The sequence below is a fragment of the Pseudobdellovibrionaceae bacterium genome, from assembly GCA_023954155.1.
Classification (GTDB): Bacteria; Bdellovibrionota; Bdellovibrionia; order Bdellovibrionales; family UBA1609; genus JAMLIO01.
In genome coordinates this window covers 35,625-61,187 of sequence record JAMLIO010000010.1, presented here as the reverse complement: position 1 = coordinate 61,187, position 25,563 = coordinate 35,625, and the positions used below count along the sequence as shown (strand labels likewise).

General features: G+C 42.0%; 23 protein-coding genes. 16 read left to right on the top strand and 7 right to left on the bottom strand.

Going from position 1 to position 25,563, the window contains the following annotated elements; genetic code table 11:
- Positions 1-237: 237 nt before the first annotated feature.
- On the bottom strand, positions 238-2,607 hold the full coding sequence (locus tag M9899_10655; protein ID MCO5114616.1) for a heavy metal translocating P-type ATPase: 2,370 nt from the start codon (positions 2,605-2,607) through the stop codon (positions 238-240).
- Between the two features lie 210 nt (positions 2,608-2,817).
- Between M9899_10655 and cueR the strand changes: the two genes are divergently transcribed.
- The 3 genes from cueR to M9899_10640 all read left to right on the top strand — a co-directional run bounded on the left by cueR (position 2,818) and on the right by M9899_10640 (position 6,551).
- Complete coding sequence (gene cueR / locus M9899_10650; protein ID MCO5114615.1) at positions 2,818-3,213, top strand: Cu(I)-responsive transcriptional regulator; 396 nt, start codon at positions 2,818-2,820, stop codon at positions 3,211-3,213.
- Positions 3,214-3,228: 15 nt separating this feature from the next.
- Complete coding sequence (locus tag M9899_10645; protein MCO5114614.1) at positions 3,229-4,431, top strand: chloride channel protein; 1,203 nt, start codon at positions 3,229-3,231, stop codon at positions 4,429-4,431.
- 134 nt (positions 4,432-4,565) lie between these two features.
- Entirely contained in the window at positions 4,566-6,551 is a 1,986-nt protein-coding gene (locus M9899_10640; GenBank protein ID MCO5114613.1) for a hypothetical protein, read from the top strand.
- Between the two features lie 176 nt (positions 6,552-6,727).
- On the opposite strand, the gene M9899_10635 is transcribed toward M9899_10640, so the two are convergent.
- The 3 genes from M9899_10635 to M9899_10625 are packed head-to-tail and all read right to left on the bottom strand — an operon-like array spanning position 6,728 to position 8,536.
- A complete protein-coding gene (locus M9899_10635) occupies positions 6,728-7,147 on the bottom strand; it encodes a CBS domain-containing protein (GenBank protein ID MCO5114612.1) in 420 nt (139 codons plus the stop codon).
- A gap of 20 nt (positions 7,148-7,167) precedes the next feature.
- Complete coding sequence (locus tag M9899_10630) at positions 7,168-8,076, bottom strand: hypothetical protein (protein ID MCO5114611.1); 909 nt, start codon at positions 8,074-8,076, stop codon at positions 7,168-7,170.
- Positions 8,048-8,536, bottom strand: coding sequence for a hypothetical protein (locus M9899_10625; GenBank protein ID MCO5114610.1), 489 nt, complete (start codon positions 8,534-8,536; stop codon positions 8,048-8,050). Before M9899_10625 ends, M9899_10630 begins: the two co-directional genes overlap by 29 nt.
- A 157-nt stretch (positions 8,537-8,693) precedes the next feature.
- On the opposite strand from M9899_10625, the gene M9899_10620 reads away from it, so the two are divergent.
- The 3 genes from M9899_10620 to M9899_10610 all read left to right on the top strand — a co-directional run bounded on the left by M9899_10620 (position 8,694) and on the right by M9899_10610 (position 10,536).
- Positions 8,694-9,245 carry a FixH family protein gene (locus M9899_10620; GenBank protein MCO5114609.1) on the top strand — a complete coding sequence of 184 codons (552 nt, stop codon included), beginning with the start codon at positions 8,694-8,696 and terminating at the stop codon, positions 9,243-9,245.
- A 77-nt stretch (positions 9,246-9,322) separates the two neighbouring features.
- Positions 9,323-9,928 carry an SCO family protein gene (locus M9899_10615; GenBank protein MCO5114608.1) on the top strand — a complete coding sequence of 202 codons (606 nt, stop codon included), beginning with the start codon at positions 9,323-9,325 and terminating at the stop codon, positions 9,926-9,928.
- Complete coding sequence (locus M9899_10610; protein ID MCO5114607.1) at positions 9,928-10,536, top strand: copper chaperone PCu(A)C; 609 nt, start codon at positions 9,928-9,930, stop codon at positions 10,534-10,536. Before M9899_10615 ends, M9899_10610 begins: the two co-directional genes overlap by 1 nt.
- A gap of 58 nt (positions 10,537-10,594) precedes the next feature.
- Here the strand turns inward: M9899_10610 and M9899_10605 are convergent, their stop codons facing one another.
- From M9899_10605 to M9899_10595, 3 genes are read right to left on the bottom strand one after another with little or no spacing between them, the layout of a single operon-like run.
- Positions 10,595-12,040 (bottom strand): Do family serine endopeptidase, encoded by a 1,446-nt coding sequence (locus M9899_10605; protein ID MCO5114606.1) that lies wholly within the window; start codon positions 12,038-12,040, stop codon positions 10,595-10,597.
- A 47-nt stretch (positions 12,041-12,087) separates the two neighbouring features.
- Positions 12,088-12,348 carry a DUF1844 domain-containing protein gene (locus tag M9899_10600; protein MCO5114605.1) on the bottom strand — a complete coding sequence of 87 codons (261 nt, stop codon included), beginning with the start codon at positions 12,346-12,348 and terminating at the stop codon, positions 12,088-12,090.
- Positions 12,349-12,383: 35 nt separating this feature from the next.
- On the bottom strand, positions 12,384-13,247 hold the full coding sequence (locus M9899_10595) for a hypothetical protein (protein ID MCO5114604.1): 864 nt from the start codon (positions 13,245-13,247) through the stop codon (positions 12,384-12,386).
- 114 nt (positions 13,248-13,361) lie between these two features.
- Here M9899_10595 and M9899_10590 point away from each other — a divergent pair, with 114 nt between their 5' ends.
- From M9899_10590 to M9899_10545, 10 genes are all read left to right on the top strand, one after another.
- Positions 13,362-14,345, top strand: a complete 984-nt coding sequence (locus tag M9899_10590; GenBank protein ID MCO5114603.1) for a MoxR family ATPase — start codon at positions 13,362-13,364, stop codon at positions 14,343-14,345.
- Complete coding sequence (locus tag M9899_10585; protein ID MCO5114602.1) at positions 14,342-15,226, top strand: DUF58 domain-containing protein; 885 nt, start codon at positions 14,342-14,344, stop codon at positions 15,224-15,226. The genes M9899_10590 and M9899_10585 overlap by 4 nt, the downstream gene beginning before the upstream one ends.
- Complete coding sequence (locus M9899_10580; GenBank protein MCO5114601.1) at positions 15,223-16,125, top strand: hypothetical protein; 903 nt, start codon at positions 15,223-15,225, stop codon at positions 16,123-16,125. The genes M9899_10585 and M9899_10580 overlap by 4 nt, the downstream gene beginning before the upstream one ends.
- On the top strand, positions 16,118-17,152 hold the full coding sequence (locus tag M9899_10575) for a VWA domain-containing protein (GenBank protein ID MCO5114600.1): 1,035 nt from the start codon (positions 16,118-16,120) through the stop codon (positions 17,150-17,152). The genes M9899_10580 and M9899_10575 overlap by 8 nt, the downstream gene beginning before the upstream one ends.
- Positions 17,153-17,403: 251 nt before the next feature.
- The gene (locus M9899_10570; protein MCO5114599.1) at positions 17,404-18,219 is read left to right on the top strand and encodes a VWA domain-containing protein; all 816 of its coding nucleotides are present in this window, start codon (positions 17,404-17,406) and stop codon (positions 18,217-18,219) included.
- Positions 18,212-18,940, top strand: coding sequence for a hypothetical protein (locus tag M9899_10565; protein MCO5114598.1), 729 nt, complete (start codon positions 18,212-18,214; stop codon positions 18,938-18,940). The genes M9899_10570 and M9899_10565 overlap by 8 nt, the downstream gene beginning before the upstream one ends.
- Positions 18,924-20,780 (top strand): BatD family protein, encoded by a 1,857-nt coding sequence (locus tag M9899_10560; GenBank protein MCO5114597.1) that lies wholly within the window; start codon positions 18,924-18,926, stop codon positions 20,778-20,780. The genes M9899_10565 and M9899_10560 overlap by 17 nt, the downstream gene beginning before the upstream one ends.
- Positions 20,761-23,022 (top strand): lytic transglycosylase domain-containing protein, encoded by a 2,262-nt coding sequence (locus M9899_10555; protein MCO5114596.1) that lies wholly within the window; start codon positions 20,761-20,763, stop codon positions 23,020-23,022. The genes M9899_10560 and M9899_10555 overlap by 20 nt, the downstream gene beginning before the upstream one ends.
- Positions 23,023-23,169: 147 nt before the next feature.
- Complete coding sequence (locus tag M9899_10550; GenBank protein MCO5114595.1) at positions 23,170-24,588, top strand: LysM peptidoglycan-binding domain-containing protein; 1,419 nt, start codon at positions 23,170-23,172, stop codon at positions 24,586-24,588.
- A 231-nt stretch (positions 24,589-24,819) separates the two neighbouring features.
- Entirely contained in the window at positions 24,820-25,563 is a 744-nt protein-coding gene (locus M9899_10545; protein ID MCO5114594.1) for a hypothetical protein, read from the top strand.

Sequence of the window (25,563 nt, the reverse complement as noted above, 5' to 3'; positions counted from 1 at the left end):
CCGACTTCTTCTATGACTTAACGGCTGAAATGAACCTCGACTTGACTAAAATCTTAAGACCTTAGTTGGTGTGCAGAAAAAAACATAAATGTGTCTCAGAGTGAGACAGAGTGGATATTGATGGGTGTTCAGTTTATGTAAATCTTAAAAAAGTACCCATAGTGAACACCAAAGTGCCATCGTGTTGCAACAAGTTCAGTGATTTGCTTTTCCCTGATATGAGTATTGAACGTTCTTTTATTTATCCAAATTAAATCTTCGCAGCCTAAGTGAATTTCCAATCACTGATACGGAACTTAAACTCATGGCCAGACTTGCAATCATGGGACTTAATAGAATTCCAAAAAAGGGATACAAAAGTCCCGCCGCAATGGGAACGCCAAGAGTGTTGTAACCAAAAGCAAATAAAAGATTCTGTCTGATGTTTTTCATGGTCAGGTGACTTAAGCGATGGGCGCGCATGATCCCTGTCAGATCTCCTTTGACGAGAGTGACTCCTGCACTTTCAATGGCCACATCAGCACCTGTTCCCATGGCAATTCCAATATGAGCTTGCGCCAGTGAAGGGGCGTCGTTAATGCCATCACCTGCCATCGCGATATATTGACCTTTAGATTGCAGTTGCTGAATCACTTCATGTTTTTGATCGGGAAGAACTTCGGCGATGACTTTATCAATGCCAAGCTCTTTAGCGACAACATGGGCCGTGTTTTGATTGTCGCCAGTGAGCATCACCACTTCAATTCCCTGTTGATGAAAATACTCAATAGCAGGTTTGGAACTCTCTTTGATCGGGTCTTTCACGGCGATCACTCCTGCGGGTTTATGATCAATGGCGATCAGCATAACTCCATGTCCTTGAGATTGTAGGACTTGAGCCCTCTTTACTAACTGCTGATACTCAATGTCATTTGCTTCAAGAAGACGTCGGTTGCCTGCAACCACTTTGTGGCCCTGCACGGTGCCCGTAATGCCCATCCCTGTGACAGAGTTGAAGTCTGTAACAGAAGTAAATTTTATTTGTTTTTCAATGGCTCCAGATACAATAGCCTCTGCTAAAGGGTGTTCGCTGGATTTTTCTAAAGAGGCTGTCAGAGCTAAAACCTGCTCTTGATCAAAACCGTTTAAGGTTTGCACTTCTGAGAGTTTAGGTTTTCCCAAAGTTAAAGTTCCAGTTTTATCCACCACAAGCGTTGTGATTTTTTCTAGCCCCTCTAAAGCTTCAGCATTTTTAATTAAAATGCCATGAGTGGCTCCTTTGCCTGTGCCCACCATAATGGACATCGGAGTGGCTAGCCCCAAAGCACAGGGACAGGCAATGATCAGAACTGCGACGGCATTGACTAAAGCGTAGGTCAACTTAGGCTCTGGTCCAATCAAAAACCATACAAGAGCAGTGATGATCGACACTACAACCACAGTCGGAACAAAATACGAAGACACCGTATCAGCTAACTTTTGAATCGGCGCGCGGCTTCGTTGGGCTTGTGTCACCATCTTCACAATCTGAGATAACAGAGTATCCGAACCCACCTTGGTGGCCTTCATAACAAAAGAACCCGTAGTGTTTAAGGTGGCCCCTGTGACCTGACTTCCAACTTCTTTTTCTACAGGAATGGGTTCGCCCGTAATCATGGATTCATCCACAACACTTTGGCCTTCGGTCACTTCGCCATCAACGGGAATTTTCTCTCCAGGACGCACTCTTAAAAGGTCATGGGGTTTGATGTGTTCGATAGCGACATCTTCTTCGGTGCCATCGGGTAGAACTCGTCTTGCCGTTTTAGGCGCAAGCTCCATCAGGGCCCGAATGGCGTTTCCTGTCTGGTTTCGGGCACGAAGTTCAAGGATCTGTCCTAATAACACAAGAGTGATAATGACCGCTGCGGCTTCGTAATAAAGTGGGACCATGCCCCCGTGGACCCGAAAACTTTCTGGAAAAATATGAGGCCAAAACGTGGCCACGATACTAAAAATATAAGCTACACCTGTACCCAATGCGATTAGAGTAAACATATTTAAATTCCAAGTTTTAATCGAAGACCAGCCTCTTTCAAAAAAAGGCAGACCACCCCAAAGAACCACGGGTGTAGCCAGTAAAAGCTGGAGCCCAGCGTACAGCCAGTGGGGAAGTGTATGTTGCACGGGTTGACCTGGTATTAAATCAGACATAGCTAAAAATAGTAAGGGAACGGCAAGAAAGGCACTCACTTTAAAACGTCGGGTGAAATCCACAAGCTCAGGGTTAGGGGCATCCTCTAAAGAGATTTCTTCAGGCTCAAGGGCCATTCCACAGATGGGACAAGTTCCAGGGCCTTTCTGGCGAATTTCAAGGTGCATAGGACAGGTGTAGATTTTTTCTTTGTCGGCTTCAGAAACCTCGACAGGTGTTTTATTAAGTTGGGCTTTAGGGTCAGCATCAAATTTGGTTTTACATTTAGGGTTGCAGAAAAAATATTCTTGTCCTTCAAAGTGACTGCTTCCTCCCTTAGCGGTCTTAGGGTCTATTTGCATTCCACACACTGGGTCGGTCACAAGTAAAGCGGGCTTGGTGCTGTGAGTGTCACAGCAGCCTGTTGTTTGATCTTTATCATTGTGATGATCCATAAATTCTCCTTTTGTCCCAAGTCTTATTTTAATGTGCTCTTCTAAGGGGTTCATCAAGTCGTCTTGGTTATTATGTGAATCATTCTAAACCTTCCAACAATTGGAAGGTCAAGACAACATTCTAAATAATTGTAAGGTTATGAATTTTATTGTATTTTCTGTTGAAGAACGTAGTAGAGCTGTAGTTCTTATGACTATACGGGGAATTGTATGAATATAGGTGAAGCCGCGAAAGTTTCTGGAATCAATGCCAAACTGATCAGACACTATGAGGCTGTGGGCATTATTCCTAAAGCCACCAGGTCGGAATCTGGGTATCGCAATTACTCAGAGGCTGATGTGAACATTTTGATTTTTGTGAAAAGTGCACGCAGGCTTGGATTTTCCATGAAAGAGATCAAAAAACTTGTGAGCCTCTGGAGAAACAAATCTCGTTCTAGTTCTGAGGTGAGGAACTTGGCCTTAGCGCACGTGCAGGAATTAGAAGATCGCATTGCAGAACTTGATTCCATGGTGAAAACCTTAAAACATTTAGCTAAGAAATGCCATGGGAACGATAGGCCAGAATGTCCCATTCTTGATGAATTGGCCCGTTCTAAATACTAAGAGTAGGAGTGTGCCTTGAACAAGATCAAAACTTTAAATTCTTATTTACGATGGACTTTTTTTAGTGGTCTTAGCGGTATCTTTGCAGGTTTGGCTGCCGCTATTTTTTTAATTTCCTTAGAATGGGTGACTGATACTCGCAATGCCCACTCCGCAATCATCTGGTTACTTCCTATAGCGGGATTGGGTATAGGTTGGGTTTATTATAAATTTGGTCAGGATGTTGAGAGAGGAAACAGTCTTATCATTGATGAGATTCACACACCTAAAAAAATCATCCCCTTTCACATGGCGCCTTTTATTTTGCTTGGTACTTTAGTCACGCATCTGTTTGGGGGTTCTGCGGGGAGAGAGGGCACATCGGTGCAAATGGGAGCGTCTCTTTCAGACCAACTTTCCCGTTTTTTTAAAATTGAAGCAGAAGAAAGAAAAGTTCTTTTGGTCTCTGGTGCGGGGGCAGGTTTTGCGGCGGCCATTGGTGCTCCTTGGGCTGGAGTGATTTTTGGTATGGAGATGATCTATATTGGACGTTTTAAATTTTTTGCTCTGTACCAGTGTTTGATCGCTTCTTTTGTCGGATATGGAATTACAATTTTATTGGATGCCCCTCACACACATTATCCCATTCCAGAAGTTCCTGATTTAAGTTTACAAGTTGTATTTTGGGTGGCTGTTGCGGGGCTTGCCTTTGGCATGGCTGCGCGTTTTTTTACTGTCACCACCCATATTATAGAAAAGCTCGGTCAGCGTCTGATTTCTTATCCTCCACTTAAGCCCCTTGTGGGGGGCTTACTTTTGGTGGGGCTTTTTTATTGGGAAGGGTCGTATCAGTATGTGGGTTTAGGAATTCCCCATATTCAAGCTTCACTAGAGCAGGTGACGTCGTTTAAAGATCCTGTATTCAAGTCTCTTTTTACATCTTTAACTGTAGGAACAGGTTTTAAAGGAGGGGAGTTTATTCCTCTAGTGTTTGTGGGCACAACTTTAGGTAGCGCACTTTCAGTGATGATTCCTTTGGGGTTTTCTTTCCTTGCAGCCCTAGGGTTTGCTGCTGTCTTTGGTGCTGCGACAAACACACCTATAGCTTGCACTATCATGGCCATGGAAATCTTTGGCTACCAGATCGGCCCATTTGCTTTGGTGGCTTGCCTAGTCAGCAGATATATCTCTGGCCCACAAAGTGTTTACAAAACCCAACGTATATACCAAAAACTCTAATCTAAATTCTAACGAGCAAGCAAAGAGGGCCCATCTACGACGTGGGTGTCAAGGGGTTAGACAGTTAGGGGGCTCAATTTCCCTCTTAGGCTGGCATCTAATTTGCCTTAATAAGCCTAAAAGGGGTTAAGTCTATGAAAAAACTTACTTTAAAAACTTTGCTAGGTCTTTTGGTATCAACCACTGTTTGGGCACAGGGTTCTGTGATCATTTATGATTCGGTTGAAGATGTAGAAGCCCAAGCTACAGAACCAACAATCAACTCTTTGGTGCAAGAGGCTCTTAACGAAAGATTCAATTATCTAAAGCATAATGATCTTCGTGATGTAGCTAAGCACGACAAAGCGATGCCAGGGACTTCAAATCATATCCTTATGGACATGGAGGCGGATGCTTCTAAATATGCAGGTGCGAATGTGGATTTTTATGCAGATAAAGGTTCTCAGATCAGTGCTATTGGTCCTTTAGGGCATGTGACTAAGGATGCAGATGGCAAGAACACTTTTAAAGTGACAGATACCCGAGTCAATCGCAGAAGAGATGCCATTTTAGGTGTGAGCTATGAGCGCATTTGGGATGTGACAGGTGAAGATAAAGTTTTTGATATTGATTTGATGCTGTTTATTCACTCTTCAGAAAGGGGTGGATATTACTTTAGAAAGATCAACATCGAGACCAACTGGCATAACAAGGTCAATGTACCTACTGCCAGTGGTGTTAAGAGTATAGCTAAGACCACAGTAAAAAAAGTGTATAACGAAGTTTCTCTGAGCGAAACTGACTTTGAATTGAGAGTAGAGTTGGCTTCACAAAAGGCTATTTTATTCGATAATAATCATGGGATCACAAAAGTTTTTCCTATCACTGCAGGAGCCTTAGATATTCGTTCTTCATTGATGGGTAAAGAAAGTTTGATTAACTCAATGTCTCTGTTATTGCCAGGACGTAGTGGTAACTTTGCGGATTTTAAATTTGAAAACTCAGTTCTTGTTAAAAGAAGTGTGTGGACAGGTGCTCCTAACCAAGAAGCGCGTATAGAACCTTCTTATTACAAAGGTCGTCCATTTATTGGAATCATTGATAAGAGCAGAATGTCCAGTTCAGGTTCTGTAAACTATTATGAAGGCTATAGAGAAGTGGGCTTTCACTATCAGATTGATGATGATGGTTTAAGAAGAGGTTTTGAGTCTCACGGGTGTATCCGTTTACAAGATCACGATCTTTATATGTTAGATGCGATCTTAAACGGTGGTCCTAAAGATACGATTCCTGTTGAAGCCAAGATGGTATTAGATAAATTTAAAGATTTTGACAGCATTTACAGCAGACAAAAATCTTATAAAAAGGTGATTTACAGTTCACGTCCTAATTCACCACAGACTGTAAAGTGTGAAAATAAAAACCCTTACCCTGTTCGATTTTTTGATGGTGGATTTCACACAGTGGCGGACTCTGACTGTTTGACAAAGATCTCTTCTGACGGAGAGGTGCTGCAAGACGCTGTGGACTACATGTTAGGTCTCTCTTCTTTTTCTCCCACTCCGCTTAAGGTGCGTGATGCAGATCATGCTCCTGTTGTAGCTGCTTTGGAAGAGGTCAAGTCTGCAAAGTATCAAAATATTTTGACTTACACATTTACAGAAACCTTTCCCAGAAGCACAAAGTGGATTGGTGATCTAAATCAAGATGAGTTGAATTTATTATTAACAAACTTAAAACGAAATCTAGAGTACGGTGGTTCTGGTTACGGTCAGTACGGCAATAATAACGGTGGCGGTTATGGACAAAATGATGGTTATGGCCAGAATTATGGAAATGGCGGCGGGCACTACGGCAATGGTGGTGGTAACACCAACAATGGTGGAGGCGGAGGTCTTGGTGGATTTTTAGGTGGAATCTTCGCACCTTCACGTCCTGCACAAGACGCTTTATGGCCTGATTTTTCGTGCTCAAGAAGTAAGGGGTCTGCAACGACCACGAACTTGCAAAACTACAATAGCTATTGCCGTGGTAAAGCACAAAACCCAACATCAAGCACTCCAAGTAATAAACGTCCAAGAATCAATAACTGTAGAGCCTTCTTTGATGCTCTGTTAAGTGCAGGTTGTGGTTACAGATAATAAGATCTGAAAAAAGATCAATAATTAAAAAAAGAGAAGGTCGTAAAACCTTCTCTTTTTATTTTAAAGTCACGCTTGAAAGGGTTCTTTGTTATCACCTTAGACTCGCGCGCGCTCTTGTTCTGAAGCTTTTGTGAAAAAAAGATGCTGCGGAAGCTTAAAATCTAAAATGAAGTTTAGCGTGCAGAGCGGATCACTTCAATCAAAGCATTTAAAGCATCAGTGACTGTAAAGATGCCAAGCAGTCCGTTATCATCGTTGACTAGGACGCTGCCAATTTTTTCTTGTGACATGGTGAAGGCTACTTCGTCTAAAGTTTCTGAACAACTGACAGTAACAGGATTTTTGGCCATGATGTCTGAGGCTTTGATCAGATTTTTATGTTCATCCTTAAGACCTTGAATCACTTTAAGATCACGTTGGCTGATGATGCCTGTGGCAACACCGTCTTTCATGATAGGAATATGTCTGACATTGTATTGGGTCATGATCTCTAACAGCGCATCTACAGAGGCATTTTCATCTGCGGTGATGGGATCTGGAGTTGTAAATTCTTCGACAGGTAAGTTCAATTTTTGTGTAAATGCGTTTAACATGGTCATCCCTCCCTTAAAGGTTATCGATTCCATTTCTTTTGTATCAGAACAGACACTGTTCTGCCAAGACTAGTATTGATGGGTGAGCCAAATAGTGTTTGATCTAGGTAACTGACAGTTGTGGCCCACTGTGTAGAACTTAAATAGCTTACAGAAAACATGGCTGTCGCATATCGCTCTACAGAACCCATATAGGAAGTTGTACCATCGATATCAATAGGGTCTTCATAAAACCATGTCAGAGAAGTGCCTACCCTAAAAGCTTTAAGATTATAACCTGCTCCTATGCCTAGACTTCCTCCCCATCCTGGATGAAGGGTGCCCTGTAAATAGGAATTAGTGGTATCTTTAGCAAAAGAGTGACGTAGACTTGCAAGTCCAAAGACATCAAAGGCTCCTAAGGTTTTAGTCAAAAGGGTTCCTGCTCCTATAGACCAAAACCCATTGCCACGACTGTCTAGTCCTCCCACTTCTGATTCTGCGCGGGATTTTCCTGTGGGTAGGGTGAGTTGTAAAAAACCAATGCCTTTGGGTTTGAGAGGGTTATAGTCCCAATCGGTTAAATATTCGTATCCTAAGGAAACAGACACATCTCCCAGCCCCGAATACTGCTGTCCCATGTAAGAGCGTTGGATGACGGGCACAACGGCTCCTACTTGCCAGCGATCTGAAACTAAGTGCGCCCCTTCGAGTTGCATCACCATCACGCTTTGCTTCTCGTCCCACTTGCGCCAAATTCCTCGGGCATCCACAGTGTTGATGACCACATCAGTAAAAGAGTAAGAGCTTGTAAATTGCGCCTTTTCATCACCAGAAATGATAGAGGGTGCAGCAAAGCCTCCTCCACAGCAGGCGGCGGCAAAGGCCTCGGAAGTGCTTAGAAAAAAATGTAATGCTACATTAAATGATAAGAGTAAGAACGGCTTCATCTTGAACCTGCATTCCCTCTTTGATTTGAAAACGGATGTCCCATTCACCAGGCATAATAAAAAACACGTGAGTAGCTCTGAAGCTTCCTGTGTCCACCTGTTCAACTTGGGTAGGTGTAGAGCCATGATTCATACTGGGCATCCATAAGACCACTGCGGGCAGCGTAGAAATGTCCACAGGAATGGGCGTGCCATCTAAAAGATTTTCTCGAGTGATTTTAAAAGTAAGAACCCCAGGGTTTTGAGGTGTTGGGAGGGACTCCCATGTCCAAAGAAGACAAAGATCGGAATTTTTAAATCTCAAAGTGCATTTTTCTGTATCGTAACTGTCCTCATCTGAGCCTGGGGCTGTAACTTGGTGAGCTCTAGAGCCATCGTTTTGAACGACTTCATATTTACGATCTGCGCACCCAGATAGCCCGAATGTGATAAACAAGAACAATAAAATAGACCGAGTCATAAACTCCCTCGTGAGCTGTGGTTCAAGCTGTAACATAGGGTTTAAAGGATAGAAAGTGCAACATGATGTTGCGGCCTATGAAAAAGACTCGTCCTAATGCAAAAATTACGCTAAATCACACAAAACGTTTATGTTAAAAGAGCTTAAAGGAGTGGAAATGAAAATTTCAAAGGTGTGTGTAAGAGCAATTCTGGCAATGACTGTAGTCTGGGGAGTTTTTATAGGTCAGGTTTTGGCTCATAGTGGACACGTGCATGCGCCAAGTTCTTCTGCTCCTATGGTGCATCTGACTTTTGCACAGGCAGGCGTGCACGCCCATGTGATGTGGGAGTTGGGACCTGTCGTAGGTGCGGAGTCTCGTCTAAGAGTAGAATGGAAGAGTGCTTTAGATCATTCGTCAGTGAGTCCAAGTGGTGATTTTGAGGTGGTGCTGTGGATGCCCAGTATGAACCACGGGTCTGCGCCTACGTTGGTGCAAAATCTTGTGGATGAAAACGGAAAGGCTCTTATCGGAGTGTATGAAGTGTCTAACATCTATTTTGTTATGGGTGGGGATTGGGAAGTTCGCCTCACTTTGATCGGTGCAGACGGAACTTTTGAAACTCAAACTTTTGCCTTAGATGTGCTGGAAGACTCTGAAGCCCCTTCGGGACATGGAAACCCTCACAGTCATGGGGGCGGAGACTCTCATCATCATGGTCACCACTGACAAGAGGATGACAATGTGTTGCATTACCTGTCATTCAGTTGAGATTCCCTGCGAAATAAGGTTTAGCTTTTAACAGTATGAACACATCCTCTTCGCAAAAGATTTCAATCAAGTACATTCTGCAGGCCTTAGGTGTCTCGGCATTTTTGGCGGCCATATTGGTTTTTGTGATGATGGAAGTGATGCGGGGGCAGACCGAACCCAGCTATGGCGGAGACTTCACACTTTCTTTTCGTGATCAGCCTTGGAGTTTTTCAGACCACACTAAGAAACTTAATGTTTTATACATTGGCTACGCAAAATGTCCTGATGTCTGTCCTATGAGTCTGAGCGTGGCCGCGCAAGCCTTTCAAAAACTGAGTGAAAAAGAGCTTCAAAAAGTTCAGTTGGTCTTTGTCAGTGTAGATCATGAAAATGACACTGACACGGAGGTGGCCAATTATGCCGAGCAGTTTTTTTCTGAATTTGTAGGACTCAGTGGAAGTGAAGAGCAGCTTAAAAAAACAGTGTCGCAATTTTACTCCAGCTATTTACTCGAGAAAGATCCAAGTTCTTATTTAGGATATTCGATTTCACATACTGATAGACTGTATTTTTTAAACTCCAAAGGCATGGTGGTGAGCACTATTCCCAACCCCAGAGACGCAGATGAAGTTTTTAAAATGATTAGGGCGAAATTATAATGATCAAAGTAAAAAAAGTGATAACGATAAACACCAAAAGTATGATTGTTCTTGCCAGCATGTTGTGGGTGACCTCTATGCTGACCGTCGCCAACGCCAACGCCAACGCCAACGCCAACGCCAACGCCAACGCCAACGCCAACGCCAACGCCAACGCCAACGCCAACGCCAACGCCAACGCCAACGCCAACGCCAACGTTCGCGGGCAGACCAAGTTGGCCGTCGAGCAGGGGATTGTGTATTTACCTTTAGATGGTGTGAGGGTGACTGCGGGTTACGGTACGCTTAAAAATGTGGGGAATAAAGAACTCAATCTAAAAATTGTCAGTGCCCAAGGGTTTAAAGCTGTTGAACTGCATGAGACCCTCGAAAAGAATGGAATGATGAAGATGCAAAAGGTGGAGTCTTTAAAGCTAGGGGTCAATGAGACCTTCGAGTTAAAGCCAGGCGGTAACCATATTATGCTTTTTGATCCTCTTAAAAAATTCAAAGACTCTGAAAAGGTCAAGATCACTTTTAGTGATGGTACTCAAAACCTTCTGCTGCATTTCAATATGCAACCTAGAGAGACCGCTCAAAAGCCCAACAAAGAGCATCATCATCATTGATGCTCTTACTGTGTAGAACAAGTAGTTAAGAGTTGTAACTTTAAAATATTTTAAAGACTTATTTAGACATTAAGGTCAGTAAAGTGCGACTGTCTCTTTGAATGCGAAGTAAGTTTTTATCTTGCAAACGCTTTTGAAAGTCAGACACGGTGGTCACTTTACTGCGGTTAAGTTCCAGAATGACATCCCCAGCCCTAAGATCAGCTTTGAATGCAGGCGAGTAGGGATCAACGCCTGTGACCAAAATGCCTTGTGTGTTAGGTGATAACCCAAAACGATTCAAAAGAGAATTGTCGAGCAGACTGACGCTTAAACCAAAATCTTTTAAGGCAAGACTTTGTTGCTTTTGAGGGGCATTGGGTGTGGGTTCATTTTGAGCCACACTTTTTGCAGAACTGCCGATGATGACACTTAATGTGTTGGATTTGCCATTACGAAGCACTTTCACTTTAGAAGCGCGTCCTACGGGTGTAGAGGCCACAGCTCTTTGTATGTCGTTGGGAGATTCAATCTTTTGTCCATTAAACTCCACGATGACATCATAGGGTTTTATACCTGCTTTTTCTGCAGGAGAGTCAGGCATCACATTGGCCACAAGTGCACCTTTTGTATTGGGAAGCTTAAGAGAGGCGGCAATGCTCTCATCTAGTCCGTGCATTTCAATGCCTAAAAATCCGCGTTGAACGGTTCCTGTTTTTTCAAGTTCAGACAAGAGCTGTTTGACGTTGTTAATAGGAATAGAAAACCCAATTCCTTGTGCGCGGGCATCAATAGCGGTGTTCATTCCCACAACTTCACCCTTCATATTGACCAAGGGGCCACCAGAGTTTCCAGGGTTAATGCTGGCATCAGTTTGAATGAAGGGAAATAAATTAAGACCTCCAGAGTCTCTTTCTAATGCTGACACGATCCCTTTAGTGATGGTGTTGCTGTGTCCATAGGGGTTACCAAAAGCCGCAACCCATTCACCCACTTGCAATTGACTGCTGTCACCAAGTTTTAAAGCGGCCAATTTATTTTTAGTATCAATTTTAAGAAGGGCCACATCAGTTTTAGCGTCGCTGCCGATCAGTTTGGCGATGTGTTCTGTTTCATCGTTTTGAAACTTCACTTTGATGGTGTCGGCTTTATCTACAACGTGGGCATTGGTTAAAATTAAACCGTCATTACGAATCACAAAGCCAGTCCCTAAGGATTGCATGGGTCGAATCTGTGGATTTTGGAAAGAGCCTCTGGGTGCACCAAAAAATTGCTCAAAGAAAAAGTTTAAGGAATCAGGAACTTGTCCTTGATTAAACTTCGGGCGAGTTTCGGTATAGATGTTCACCACACTGGGGTTGGTCTTTTTAGCTAATTCAATGAACAGATTTGAGGGTAAGGGCTGACCATCTTCTACTTTGGGGAGTTGAATCTTTTCGGCTTGTAAAACCTCAGACTGTTTCTGAGCATGACAAGCCACGGAAAAAAGTATGACAGCAATAAAACTAAAGAATCTGTAAGTCATAATTGGCCTCCGATTTAAATATTGTATATGTGAAATTTTAAATGCTTTTAATTGTTTGCAGTTGCATTTTTTTTCTTATCTAAATACTGCATCTGCAAATCAGAAAGTAAAGCTGTGAGAAATTTATTTTCCTCTTCAGTGAGATTCCCCGAGGTCTTTTCTTTTAAAACTTGCAAAAGGTCTATATTAAATTGAGCCACCTTAAGGTCTGTACTGGCGTGACCTGTATTGGGATCGGGAATTTGACCTAAGGCAATCATTGTTGATGAGCCTAGAGACATGACAAGAGTTGAAAAATTGGCGTCCATGAAACCTCCTTAGCAAAGTTATTTTTAAAACTTGCTCAGGAAAAGGTCAAACTTTCCATCATAAGGTTTTTGTCTTTTTGCAAAAACTCTACTCGTTGCTTTAAACTGGGTTGCTTTTGGAACCGCTTTTCTAGGTTGCTCTGTGTGGCAAAATTAGAAAAGTTAAAAGGACTGAGTAAGGGTTCCATACTTTTAAATTCTGTAGGTGTGTAGAGTTCGGTTTTTTTTAAAGCCAGTAATAACGAAGGGTTATTGTGATAGACCGCTTCATCCACTTTCAGAAAGAAAGAGGTCCTGACATAAATGGAATTTATGGTATAGATTAAAATCGCAAAAAGTCTTGAGAAGAGAATGTAATTTCTGCGGTTATGATTTTTTTTATTTTTTATGCCTGTAATCAAAACAATTAAAAAGTCCATTTTGGAACCAATTTCAATCAGAGCCAAATTGAACAGTGTGATAAATTCCGTATAGCGTGTGAAGTTGCACTCAATTTTATAAATAGCCACCTCTAGCAGAGCCAGACGTTCACTGGGTGAGAGCTTATCAAAAAAGTGGGCACTTACGACGAGAATAGGAGATCGGGCAGAACCCAGACCAAGCACTACAGGTAGTGGATGTTGAATGCGATAGATCTTAGGTGTGGATATGCCATATTTTTGAGCTAAGTGTTGCGCCTGCTGAGTCAGTGAAAGTAGATCGTTCTCTTCGGATTCAGGACCAAGGTCTAGGGTTCTAAGTAACCACCGTGTGGAATTTCTGGAGTAAAGTCCCCAAAAGACAGTCAAAGCAAAGAGCGCAAAAATAAAACTAGACCAGCTCATGACGAAGGCGGCCGCAGCTATAGCTAGTGTTACAAAAAGTTTTAAGCTGAACTCATAATGCTTGTTTGCATTCATGATGACTCCTCATAAAAAACCATAATCGCAAGACATCGTTCATTGATCAAATGGTTATATAAAATATAGAATGGTTTTTGGTTCGAGTATAGTTATTTTAAGGAGAGTAAGGAAATGGATGTTTCAGTTCTAAATGCAGCGGTAGAAAAAGAAGCTCAGGCCTTTCGAGGAGTGCAGGAAGAGTTTCAAAAAGTGATCGTTGGTCAAACGAATATGATTGAGGCTGTCATGATTGGACTGCTCACGGGCGGACATATTTTGATCGAAGGGCTTCCAGGACTTGCCAAGAGTTTAACGATTTCCACTTTGGCGCGAATTGTAGATTTAAGTTTTAACCGAATTCAATTTACACCAGACTTACTCCCATCGGATTTGATTGGAACGATGATCTTTAATCCTAAGACAGGAGAGTTTTCGCCTAAAAAGGGACCTGTGTTTTGTCATATTGTTTTAGCTGACGAGATCAACAGAGCCCCAGCTAAAGTGCAAAGTGCTCTTTTAGAGTGTATGGCAGAAAAACAGGTTTCCATTGGCGACACAACTTATCGACTTGAAGAGCCTTTTTTAGTGATGGCCACACAGAACCCTATTGAGCAAGAAGGAACATATCCGCTTCCTGAAGCACAAATGGATCGTTTTCTGTTTAAAATTATTGTGGGTTATCCAACCAAAGACGAAGAATTAGGAATCTTGCAAAGAATGTCTTCGGGGCACTCGATTGAAGTGCAAAAAGTTTTAGATCGCGAACAGCTCTTGCGTAGCAAAGAATATGTGAATCAGATTTATATTGATGATAAATTAACGAAATACATTGTAGAGGTGGTGCTAGCCACTCGTGATCCTAAAAGTTATGGCTTGGGAAGCTTAAGCAATCTGATCCAAGTGGGCTCATCACCTAGAGCCACCATTGGGATGGCCAGAGCTGCGAAGGCCAAAGCTTTTTTAAGTGGTCGAGGTTATGTCACGGCAGAAGACGTCAAGAGTGTGGCCACAAGTGTGTTGCGACATAGGTTAATTTTAAGTTTTGAAGCCGAAGCGGAAGGCATTGTGAGTGATGAAGTCATTGCCACCTTGCTTTCTAAGGTAGAGGTGTCGTGAATAAAGAGGACCGTGTACTTAGAAAGATCAGGCACGTAGAGTATAAAACCAAAAAATTGGTCAATGCTCTGGTGCTTGGTAATTATCGTGCTGTTATGAAAGGCCAAGGGATGACCTTTTCTGATTTCAGAGAATATGTTCCTGGTGATGATGTGCGAAACATCAGTTGGTCCTTGATTGCCAAAACTAATAAGCCTTACGTGAAACAGTACGAAGAAGAGCGAGAACTCAATGCGTATTTTCTGGTGGACACCAATATCACCATGTTTCAGGGTTCAAAAGAATATTTAAAAATGGAGCAGGCCTTGTATTCGGTCGCCGCACTGGCTATGGCTGCACAAAAGAGCAACGATCTTTCGGGTTTGATTTTATACTCCAATGTCATGAAAGATTTTATTCCTGCCAAAAAAGGCAAAGTTCATATTCGTAGATTGATCAGTGAAATCATCAACGCCGAACCAGAGTCAGGAACAGCACAAGGTCTGGTGGAATCCTGCGAGATGCTGTTAAAATACCAAAAGAAAAGATCAATTATATTTATTTTTAGTGATTTTTTGAATATCGCACAAGCCAAGATCGCCCTGCAATCTTTAACCAAAAAGCATCAAGTGATCGCCTGCGTGCTCACGGAAGAGACCGAAAGCAGTTTGCAAGATTTTGGAACGATGAGATTTGTGAACTTTGATCAGACAGAATCAGAAATTATGAATGGTGGATTTGCTCCTGCGAAATCACTTTTCACCAAATTTTATAAAGAAAAACGACAGACCAGAGATAAAATACTAGGGGCTTCGGGGCTAGATGTGATTCATCTTAGCTCTCAGTCAGACATTTACAAACCTATTTTGAAGTACTTTAAAACTAGGGCTAAGCGCGTATGAAGACACTAAAAGACTGGAACTGTGATGTGACAATAAGTTCAAGTTCCCCTCTGACGGTGGGACAGACGTTTGTCATTGTGTGCGAAGGCATGACGCCTCTTGAGTCCCAGAGCGAAATCTTGGTATTTCCTGATAATGAGCAAGTCGAATACGACTTGGTGGTTTTGGATAAAAAGATTGAAAATGAAAATAAAATTTTTATTAAAGCCACCTCATGGAAGACAGGGAACAAAAATTATTCGGACTACACCCTTGTGGTGGGTGAGCAGGTGATAGAGGTTAAGGGCCCTAAATTTCAAGTGAGGAGTGTGCTTGAAGCTAACAGCGAGATGAACCCTCCGCCTGGAACCGCCTTATCCCATGTGCCTTTGTACGCACAGGTTTTGATTGGAGTGGCAATAGCTGCGGCCTTTTTTGGAGTGATCTTCTGGTTTCATCGTAATAAACAATATGATCGTGCTCTGCTTAAATTGCATTCGTTTAAAACATCGTTGTCTCCCTATAATGAACTGAATAAGAGATTGCGAGCTTTGGATATTGAGCTGTCAAAACTTGAGGATATTTCTAAGGGCCATCCTTATGTGTACACTTGGGTGAGACAACTTGAAAAGAGTCTTATGGAATATTTAAGTCTAACGATTCAAGAGCCCTTATTTTACTATCAATCGACGGCCAAAAAAAATCGAGTCTTATACAAATTTTTTAGAAGGCGCAAAGTTTCTGCTGAAATTTCACAAAAGTATTTAGAACTACAGATTGAGATCAAAGCCTTAATGAGATCGACTCAAAAAAATCAGAATGCTTCGGGCGATCTTATTAGAGACTTATCAACGACCATTGCTTTAACCCGAGATTTTGCTGACGCTTTACAAAACCAACTGGAGTCTAGAGATGCTTGAGTGGGGATCCAGTTTTCAGAATGTCTTAGGTTCTGTGGTGTTAGCATTAGCACTTGCTGTGTTGAGTGCCTATTTTTTGTATTTCAAAAAAGGCCAAAGACAAAGGTTTTTGATTAAAGACCAAGACTTCTTAAATTATTTCAAAGAGTCGAGACCTCTTAATCTGCATAAGTTGTTGCATTTTTTCAGTTTAGCCTTATTTGCTCTAGGTATGATTTTTTTAATCATTGCTTTTGCACGGCCACAGAAACGCAATGAAACTGTAAATCAGACTTCAGAAGGGATTAACATCATGATGGTGTTGGACATTTCTGACAGTATGTTGATTGAAGACATGCAGCCGACTAACCGTCTGGAGAGCGCAAAACTTAGGATCAAAGAGTTCATTGAAAAGCGCATCAGTGATCGTATTGGGTTATTGGTCTTTTCTGGACAGTCCTATACGCGTGTCCCACTCACTTTAGATTATGATTTATTGCTTGAAAGTTTACAGATGGTGCAAACTTCAGAACGTATTCGCAAAGGGACAGCTATTGGTGTAGCCCTAGCCAATGCTATTGGTCGTTTAGAGAAAAATAAAGATCAGACCAATATCGTCATCTTACTGACTGACGGTGAAAATAATATTGGTGCGATTGACCCCATCACGGCGATGGAGATTGCTAAGGAAGCGGGAATTAAAGTTTATACAGTAGGGATTGGTAAGGACGGTTTGGCGCAACTGCCAGTGCTGCGTAAGTTTCCTAACGGCATGGTGCAAAAGTATTATCGTCCCATGCACAGTGCTGTGAATGAAAAGCTCTTAAACCAGATTGCTAAAGAAACAGGTGGGAAGTTTTACCGTGTAGTGGACTCCACCAGTCTTAATGATGTGTTTTCTGAAATCAATAAACTGGAAAAGACAGAAGTGGAAATTCAAAAAATCTCTATGATCGCTGAACTGTATTCGCCGTGGAATCTTTGGGGTCTGATTCTGCTTTTATCCTCACAGTTTATTTATTTAATCATGGTATGGAGGATCTTTTAATGTTTAGATTTGCCAGTGCCCATATTTATGCTGTGTTGTTTTTCGTGTTACTGCTCTTAGTTGGAATATATATTCTCAGAGCGCTATATTCTAGATTTGTATTAAAAAGAAGTTATAGTCCAAGAATTTCAAATTTTTATTTTGGTTCTATAAATTTCTTCTCGTTTGGCTTTGCCAGGTTTTTCTTTTTCGTGCTTGGAGTGATCTTGGCTATTTTCAGTCTGATACAACCCCAGTGGGGCAAAAAGAAATTGTCTCAAAAAGGAGAAGGGATAGAGATTGTCTTTGTGTTAGACATTTCGATGTCTATGGCGGCTGAAGATGTAAAGCCCAGTCGTTTAAAGTTGGCGAAATTACAACTGAACAAAGTGTTTGAAGCCTTACAGGGAAACAAGATGGGGCTTGTGGCGTTCGCGGGACAGGTGGGTGTGGTGTCCCCTCTGACCCAAGACATGGGAGCGCTGGCTCTATTTTTAGACTCCTTAGATTTTGAAACCATTAGCGAGCAAGGTACTAATATTAAAGATGCCTTAACTGAAGCCAAAGAACTTCTGATGCGAGGTGGAGAAAAAGGAACGCAAAAATCAAATCAAGCAGTGGTTTTAATTACAGACGGGGAAGATCATTCCAGTGACAGCCTGTCTGAAGCAAAGGCCTTATATCATGAAGGCGTAAGAACTTTTGTTATTGGTGTAGGAACAAGGGATGGGGCTCGCATTCCTATTCGAGATAGCTTTGATCAAGTCGTGGGATATCTGACAGACCGAAAAGATCAACCCGTGATCACTAAGCCTGATTTTAAGTTTTTAAGATCTATTGCTAAGGCAGGGCATGGCTCTTTTTATACAATGGGCTTTGGAAGCAAAATGATCGGCGCACTTCAGTCGGATTTATCTAAAATTAAAAGCACTGGCTTTGAAGCCCAAAGTTTTGATGTTCAAGATGAATACTTTCAATATCCACTTTTAGTTTCGATTTTATGTTTTTTCTTATCTTTAATTTTCACTCCGACAGGCAAATCAAAGCCTATTCGTTCACTGAAATACATAGAGGATATGAATGACTAAGAAGCAAAATAAAGCTGTCTCTGTATTTTCTCTTTTTATCCTGCTGATGAGCTTAACATCTTGTGATTATCTGCGGTTGAGATCTGTGAATAAAGATTTGGAAAATAAAAACTGTGAATCCGCAAGAGATAAGCTCTTAAAGGGTTTAAAGCAGAATCCTGATAGCATGGCTTATCAGTACAACCTGATCTTTGTGTCTTTATGTGAAGAGAATGCGGGCCGAGCCCTTAAACAGATGGACTATGTGCTGTCTATGGAGGGCGAGGGCGCAGAAACGAGTTATTCACAAGAGTCATACAGTTTTGCCACACTTTTTTTAAAAGCCTATGTGTTAGGTGAAATGGGTGATGTGGATGAAGCTTTAGCGGCGTATCAAGAGGCTCTGGTGTATCGACCCACTGATATTAAAGTAAAGCAGAATATGGAACTGTTGCTTCAATCTAATTCTGGCAAAAGTAAGAAAAAGAAAAAAGGCGGAAAAGACTCCGATTCAGCCAGTGCAAATGAAGAACAGGAGAAAGGCGATAAGCAAGCCGACAAGATCGACCAGTCTGAAAAAGACGAGAAGAAGTTACAGGAAGAGTCTCAACAAAAGAAACCTTTATCAGAAAAGCAAATTGAACAGATCATGAAAGAGATTGATGGCGATGAAAAAAAGGTGAGGTCGCAAGGTATAGAGATCAAAAAGAGCAAAGGACAAAAAAGTGAAAAGAATTGGTAAGACCATAAATTTGATTTTTGTGACCTTGATTCTCTTATGGTGTGGGCCACAGGTGTGGGCTCAAGAGATCACAACAGAGCTGGCAGAATCAGCTGTGGGTGTGGATGATGTGTTTTCCATTGTAGTGAAAATTAAAAAAGATAAAATGGGAAGCACAAAAGTAGAAGTCCCTAGGGAGTCTCGTCCTCAGCATCGTAATATGGCTTACTTAAGAGAGTCACAAAACTCCTCTTTGCAGACAACTATTGTTCAAGGTCAAGTGCTAGTGACCAACACCACTCAGAAAGTGCTTACGTATCATGCGCAACGCAAAGGTGATGTGCACATTGAACCGTTTATGATTCTTGTGGATGGAAAAAGAGTCAGAGCCCCAGGTTTACAATTTAAAATTGCTGAAAAGAGCGTGGGGATACAAGGCAAAAAAAATAAGGGGGCGTCTCCCTTTGATTCTATGGAGAGTTTATTTTCTAATTTCTTGGGTCGTCGCTTAGACATTTTAGGTAAGGGACAAAAATCAAGTGAGTTGGACTTCTTTGTGGATGTGGAAGTGTCCAACATGAATCCCTATCAAGGAGAGCAGTTTGTCGTGCAGTGGTACCTGTATGCTAATGGTCGAATTACTGACATTGATTCTCTGAAATACCCCGCCTTAGAGGGATTTTGGAAAGAGGAGATCTCTTTGGCCGTAGCTCTAAGAGGCGAGCCCGTGACCCGAGATGGGAAAGACTATACTCGTTATATGTTGGCCAGTTACGCGGTCACTCCTATTGTCAAAGACAGAGCTACAATTGATGCCTATACAGTGAAGTGTGTGCTTGCGAGTCTAAATTCATTTTTTAACGGTGCGCCCACTAAAGAAGCTGTTCGCAGTAGTGATGAGGCCATTTTAAATATTAAGCCTTTGCCTGAGCCTAAACCTGATGACTTTTCAGGCTTAGTGGGGGAGTTCCAGCTTCAAGGCTCTGTGGATCGAAGCAATATCACTGTGGGGCAACCCTTCACATACAAGTACAGAGTGGCAGGCATAGGACAGTCTAAATTTATGAATGAACCTCAAGTGGATTTCGGTCCTGACTTTGAGGTGTATGATGTGGCGGAAAGCAGTCGTTTTGTACCACCTAATAGAACAGAGAAAGTGTATTCGTATCTGTTGGTACCTAAAAATTTAAATGCCAACTATATCAATAGCTTTAGCAGTAGTTTTTTTGATCCCGAAGAAGGGGTGTATTACACTCTAGAGACTCGTCCCTTTTCGTTCAATGTTGAAGAAGGTGCAGGTGATACAGAAGACGAGAGTGAGGGGTTCTTTAAAACCGATGCGGGCTCGTCAAAGTTTCAACCCACTTTTTATGAGCAAGTGGGTCGCAATGTGAAGAACCTTAGAGTGGCGTCCACTTGGCCATTTGTTGTTTTGTATTCTTTTGGAATGCTGCTTGTCATGATGTTTCTGGCTTATCAGCATTTTGCGGGAAGAATCGTTTATAATTTTGAAAAAGACCTCCAGACCAGATTTGAGCACCTGTTTAAGTTAGTGGATGACGGGCATTGGCGAGAGGCTTCAGTAGAGGCTGTGAATATTGTGTACTTTTTTGTCAACTCGCGCTCTCGTCGAATCTCTCGTAGCCAGAGACTTGAGGACATCATGACTGCCCTTCCGCCCAGTCTTCGTCGCGAAATAGAGGCTGTGCTGGCGGATTTGAATCATGATTTGCAGCGATATAGTTTTGCCCCCGCGAGTTTAGTCGTAAAAGGCAATGAAAAAGACCAAGTTAAAGAAAAGTGCCTTGCATTACAGAGGCTTTTTGAAAGATCATTAAGGGATGAGGTTGAGACGTCCTAAGTGGACCTTGGGTTTGCTTTCTTTTTTGATTTTTGCTGGCCAAACCGAAGTGAAGGCCAGCGTGGTCTATCGTGGTGTGGCCTCCTATGAAAGCCTTGATCTGAATAGCTTTAAAGATGGTTTCGATCTGTTGCTAAAGACCGACGAGCACTTTAGTAAAGCTAAGCGTTTATCTAGACTGTATGGGGAACGCTCTCTGCAAGTGTGCGCAGAAGAGGCCATTGCCAATATTGCAGCCATTGAAAACCAAAGTGCCTATCCCTTTATTTTTTATTTCGGTGCTAAGTGTTTGGGACGTTTAGCTGTCACCGACAAAAACAGAGCCTTGCACCAGTCTTGGTTGGAATACACCATTGATTTTGAAACTCTAGCACAACACAAAGACTTTTTAGAGCCAGAGAAAAATTTAATTTACGATGCTTTGCTCAATGTGAGAGAGACTTTATTTCAAAAGTCTGACGAGTTAGGCCTAGATGATATGAAGACAGAGGCTTTGGCTCGAAGAAGTTGGAACACCAAAAGTAAAAGTGTTGTTTTAAAGTTATTTGAATTTTATATGAAAAAAAATGATCAGGACTCGGCCAAGCAAGTGCTTAAGGAGTTTGAACCTGACTTACAAGACATCGGAATTTTAGAGAAGATCAATCAGCACTTTTCAGACGAAGTGATTGATTTAAAAATTAAACTTTTAAAAGAGTCCGCAGAAAATTATAAAAAGATTAAAAGGCTGTATGATACTAAAAAATACAGCCAGATTGTGCCTCTGTATAAGCAGTCGACTTTTGTGGATACCAAGAATCTTGTTCCTGCGTCACGTGCGATAGCTTGGTCCTACGCCCATGGCAAAGAAGATGTGCGCAAGGCCATTATTGATGAATTTAACAATATGGACATCCATTTTGAAACCTTTGCTTGGATCTTGGCTAACCGAGGTTTGCATGAGGATGTGTATCAAGCATACGAGCAAGTGAAAAATAAAACAGAGGCTCATCATAAAAAGGCTTTGCGTGCTCTTTTATACAAAGGTGATTATGGGAGAGCTGCAAAACTGATCGACTCTTTAGGTGTGATTGCTAAAGCTAAAAAAGTAAAAATTCCAGCACAAGGGGATTTAAACCTTGCTGGCCTAGATGCCATACTCAATACTGAGATTGTATATTGGTCGGTGTTAAATCTGATTCGCAATGGAAGTTTTGAAAAGGCTCTACCTTTGTTGGATATTCTTGCCGCTTCAAATTCGGATTTCCGTTTGCAGGCTTTATACTTTAAACACCGTATTCTTAAACATGAACTTAAAAAAGAATACAAGCCTGTAGCTGAACAGTTGGTGAAAGCCTATCCTTTGACTTTTTATGGCGTGCTTGTTGCCCACGAAGAGGGAATGACCCAGTTGCTCCCATTCTTGCAGAAAAAAGAAAACTTCACAGTGCAAATGAGTTTGCACAATCAATCAGACCTTAGAATACTTAAGCAAATTTTATTTATAGTAGAAGAAAAGTTCACTTCAGAATTTATGACATTTATGGATCGCTCTTTAGCGGTGATGACTTTACCTGGGCAGGTGCTCTTGGCTAAGCACTTTCAGAATACGGGTTATCCTTTGCAAGCGATTAAAATTATGAACAATGTGTGGACTTTGGATCATAGCTTGATTCATCCTGATGTTGTGAGAATTGCGTACCCCACAGACCTAGTGGATATGATTAAAGTGCATGGAGCCAGTGACCTTGATCCTCTTTTAGTTTTAGCAGTGATTAGACAAGAGAGTGCATTTCAGCCCACAGCAGTAAGCCCATCCAGAGCACGAGGACTAATGCAACTTTTGGCCCCTACAGCAAGAGAGATGGCGCGTTTTCTTAAAGTGCGGCTTCCTAATTTTCCAAAAATTTTATTTAAACCTGATTTGAACATCAAATTAGGGAGTCATTACATGCGTCGTTTAAGTAATTCCTATCAAGGACATTTGCCTCTAGCTTTTGCGGCTTACAATGCGGGCCCTGGTCGCATAAGAACTTGGTCGTCAGGACGAGACCTCATCACACAAGCGCAACTCCATAAGCAGAATGAGGATTGGAAAGAACAAGACTTATGGGTTGAAGAGTTACCATGGAGTGAAACTCGTTTTTATGTGAAAGCTCTCTTAAGAAATTATATTCTTTACAAACTCTTCGAAGACTACAAGCCACTGAAGACCTGTTACCGACTTTGGAATTGTGAAGCTGTGCAAGAAGAAGCTCAGTGACAGGATAAAAGACGGTTTTTTTTGTGAAAATGCAGTAGTTTGCAGCAAATCCCCAAAGCTGCGTTACAATAGATGAAGGCTCTTTTAGCTTTCGATTGTTGTTTCCGAGAGTGTATTAGAGTATTCTTTAAACTTTGGAGGTTTGGGATGCGAAATGATTTGGTACTATTGGCCTTAGGTATGGTTTTGATGACAGGCAGTGTTTCTTGTGTTCATGCTCCAGAGTTCAGAGGAAAAAAAGCAGCTACGCCTGCTCCCAAATACAACACACCTGCGTCTTATAAAAACAACGCTGTGGCGACTCCTAATGAGAGTCTGATTGCGGCTGAAATGAAAGTGGATGGTTTAGACATCACTGAAAAAGAAGCAGAAGAGGTAGAGGCTCTACCAAAACCCGTTATCGGCACTCATGATTTATTAACAGTTCCGCCAGAAGGTGAAGCTTTGGTGCAAAAGTGGGTGGCTTACTTTCAAGGACGTGGTCGTCCACACATGGAAAGATATTTATCTCGCTTAGGTCGTTATGAAACTTACATGACCGACATTTTGGTGGATCAAGGTCTTCCTAGAGAATTGATTTATGTGGCGTTGATTGAATCTGGATTTAGCACCCATGCGCGTTCGCATGCGAGTGCTGTGGGCTACTGGCAATTTATCAGTTCTACTGGCCGAGGTTATGGCCTTGTGATCAACTCTATGGTGGATGAACGTAAAAATCCAAGTCGTGCCACGGAAGCTGCGGCTCAGTACTTCAAAGCATTATACAATGTGTTTGGTTCTTGGCCACTGGCACTTGCCTCTTACAACGCAGGTGAAAATCGTGTGATGAGATCTATCATGCGTAACTACAACAGAGACTTTTGGAGCTTAGCTTTAACGAAACAGTTACCAACAGAAACTTCAAATTATGTTCCTAAATTTATTGCAGCAGTTAGAATATGCCAAGAGCCTGCCAAGTATGGGTTTGATCATATTGTCCCTATGCCAGGTTTAGCTTACGAAACTATTGATCTTAAACAAGGCATTAGCATGAGGATGATGGCGAGTAATTTAGGTGTCAGTGTCTCTGCGCTAAAAGAGCTGAACCCTTCATTTAACACGGATTTTATTCCTATTTACCGAGGAAGTTCGACAGAGTTTAAGGTACCGCAAGGGATGAAAGAGAAGGCCATTGCAGCCGCTCAAAGCAGTGTGAGCAAACATAGATATGTAGCACAACAAGAGAGTGCAGAAACTCACAGAGTTAGACGTGGTGACAGCTTGTATCGAATTGCTAGACGATATGGCACCACAGTGGCCGCTTTACAGCGTCATAACAATTTAAGTAACAGGTCGATCATTCGTCCTGGAATGGTGATCAAAATTCCAGGTAAGGGAATGACATCCAATACTTATGCGCAAGCTAAAAGATCTTCAGACGGGCAAAGATACCATCGTATTCGTAGAGGCGAGACGCTTTATGGTATTGCTCAAAAGTACGGCGTGGGTTTGGCTAAACTCGCACAGGCCAACAATATGACCGTTCGGACTCGTGTTAAAGCGGGTACAAGCATTCTGATTCCATAAGAGATCATAATTACAGCGATTACATTTTTAAATTTGAAGATTGCGTGTGAACAAAAAAGAAAAGCCACAGAGTGATCTGTGGCTTTTGTGTGTGATATGCAGGCAAAAACCATTGTCGATATTGAAAAATAGAGATTCCACTGATTTTTCATTGAGTTCGTAAAAACAAGCTGCTATGAAGTCCTTTCGCAAAAAGAAGGAAAATTAAGCTTCTTTTTTGAAGGGGACCTGATGTTTTTGAAATCCATGCGCAGTGCTGCTGTTTTTATATTGATGTGCGCAGGGGTGTCTGTTCAAGCTCAAGGTTCTTTTAATTTATCTAAACAAGGTCATGTTAAAACTTGGAACGCAGCTCGTGAAACGTGCCAGAAGCTTGGCAAGGACTGGGATTTGCCCTTACCTGAGCATGCCCCTTTAATCTTGCAAAGAGAAATGGCCCCTGTGCTCGATTATTATGAATTGGGTGTGGCCACTCTGCTGCGAGATTATGTGATGTGGGTGCGTGCAGAAAACGAAGAGCACAATGTGCAACTCCAAGATCGTTCTATTGCTTTAAGATATAATCCTATTTCAGCAGAGGTGTTGGAGTTTGATCTGTCTCAAAAAAACTTTGAAGAGATGAGCTTGATCAAAAAACAATTGCAATTGATTCCTGCGCAACAGATTCGCACTGAGGCAGAACAGCAAAAGTACATCGATGCTGTTCGTGCTTTTGAATCCAGATACCCTTTTGCTGCTATTGCTTTTGAGCTGTATGAGCCTTACTCTGCGGAGCATCCGTTGCTTATGAGTCTGCCCTCAGATATTTTTACCTTAGAGATCATCGGTATCATGTTAAAATTCAGTCCAGAGTACATTGAGGTGCTCGGTAATAATATCGACCTTGTTCTGCGTGATTTTACCAAGGGGCTGGAAGTGATCTGCATCTCTACTCGTGTCCAGGCGACTCGCTTGGGCAGCATGGGTGCTTTTTAA

Coding starts and splice junctions, on each gene's coding strand:
- M9899_10655 (MCO5114616.1), bottom strand. CDS start 2,607: ATGGATCATCACAATGATAAAGATCAAACAACAGGCTGCTGTGACACT.
- cueR (MCO5114615.1), top strand. CDS start 2,818: ATGAATATAGGTGAAGCCGCGAAAGTTTCTGGAATCAATGCCAAACTG.
- M9899_10640 (MCO5114613.1), top strand. CDS start 4,566: ATGAAAAAACTTACTTTAAAAACTTTGCTAGGTCTTTTGGTATCAACC.
- M9899_10635 (MCO5114612.1), bottom strand. CDS start 7,147: ATGTTAAACGCATTTACACAAAAATTGAACTTACCTGTCGAAGAATTT.
- M9899_10630 (MCO5114611.1), bottom strand. CDS start 8,076: ATGAAGCCGTTCTTACTCTTATCATTTAATGTAGCATTACATTTTTTT.
- M9899_10625 (MCO5114610.1), bottom strand. CDS start 8,536: ATGACTCGGTCTATTTTATTGTTCTTGTTTATCACATTCGGGCTATCT.
- M9899_10620 (MCO5114609.1), top strand. CDS start 8,694: ATGAAAATTTCAAAGGTGTGTGTAAGAGCAATTCTGGCAATGACTGTA.
- M9899_10615 (MCO5114608.1), top strand. CDS start 9,323: ATGAACACATCCTCTTCGCAAAAGATTTCAATCAAGTACATTCTGCAG.
- M9899_10610 (MCO5114607.1), top strand. CDS start 9,928: ATGATCAAAGTAAAAAAAGTGATAACGATAAACACCAAAAGTATGATT.
- M9899_10605 (MCO5114606.1), bottom strand. CDS start 12,040: ATGACTTACAGATTCTTTAGTTTTATTGCTGTCATACTTTTTTCCGTG.
- M9899_10600 (MCO5114605.1), bottom strand. CDS start 12,348: ATGGACGCCAATTTTTCAACTCTTGTCATGTCTCTAGGCTCATCAACA.
- M9899_10595 (MCO5114604.1), bottom strand. CDS start 13,247: ATGAATGCAAACAAGCATTATGAGTTCAGCTTAAAACTTTTTGTAACA.
- M9899_10590 (MCO5114603.1), top strand. CDS start 13,362: ATGGATGTTTCAGTTCTAAATGCAGCGGTAGAAAAAGAAGCTCAGGCC.
- M9899_10580 (MCO5114601.1), top strand. CDS start 15,223: ATGAAGACACTAAAAGACTGGAACTGTGATGTGACAATAAGTTCAAGT.
- M9899_10575 (MCO5114600.1), top strand. CDS start 16,118: ATGCTTGAGTGGGGATCCAGTTTTCAGAATGTCTTAGGTTCTGTGGTG.
- M9899_10565 (MCO5114598.1), top strand. CDS start 18,212: ATGACTAAGAAGCAAAATAAAGCTGTCTCTGTATTTTCTCTTTTTATC.
- M9899_10555 (MCO5114596.1), top strand. CDS start 20,761: ATGAGGTTGAGACGTCCTAAGTGGACCTTGGGTTTGCTTTCTTTTTTG.
- M9899_10550 (MCO5114595.1), top strand. CDS start 23,170: ATGCGAAATGATTTGGTACTATTGGCCTTAGGTATGGTTTTGATGACA.
- M9899_10545 (MCO5114594.1), top strand. CDS start 24,820: ATGTTTTTGAAATCCATGCGCAGTGCTGCTGTTTTTATATTGATGTGC.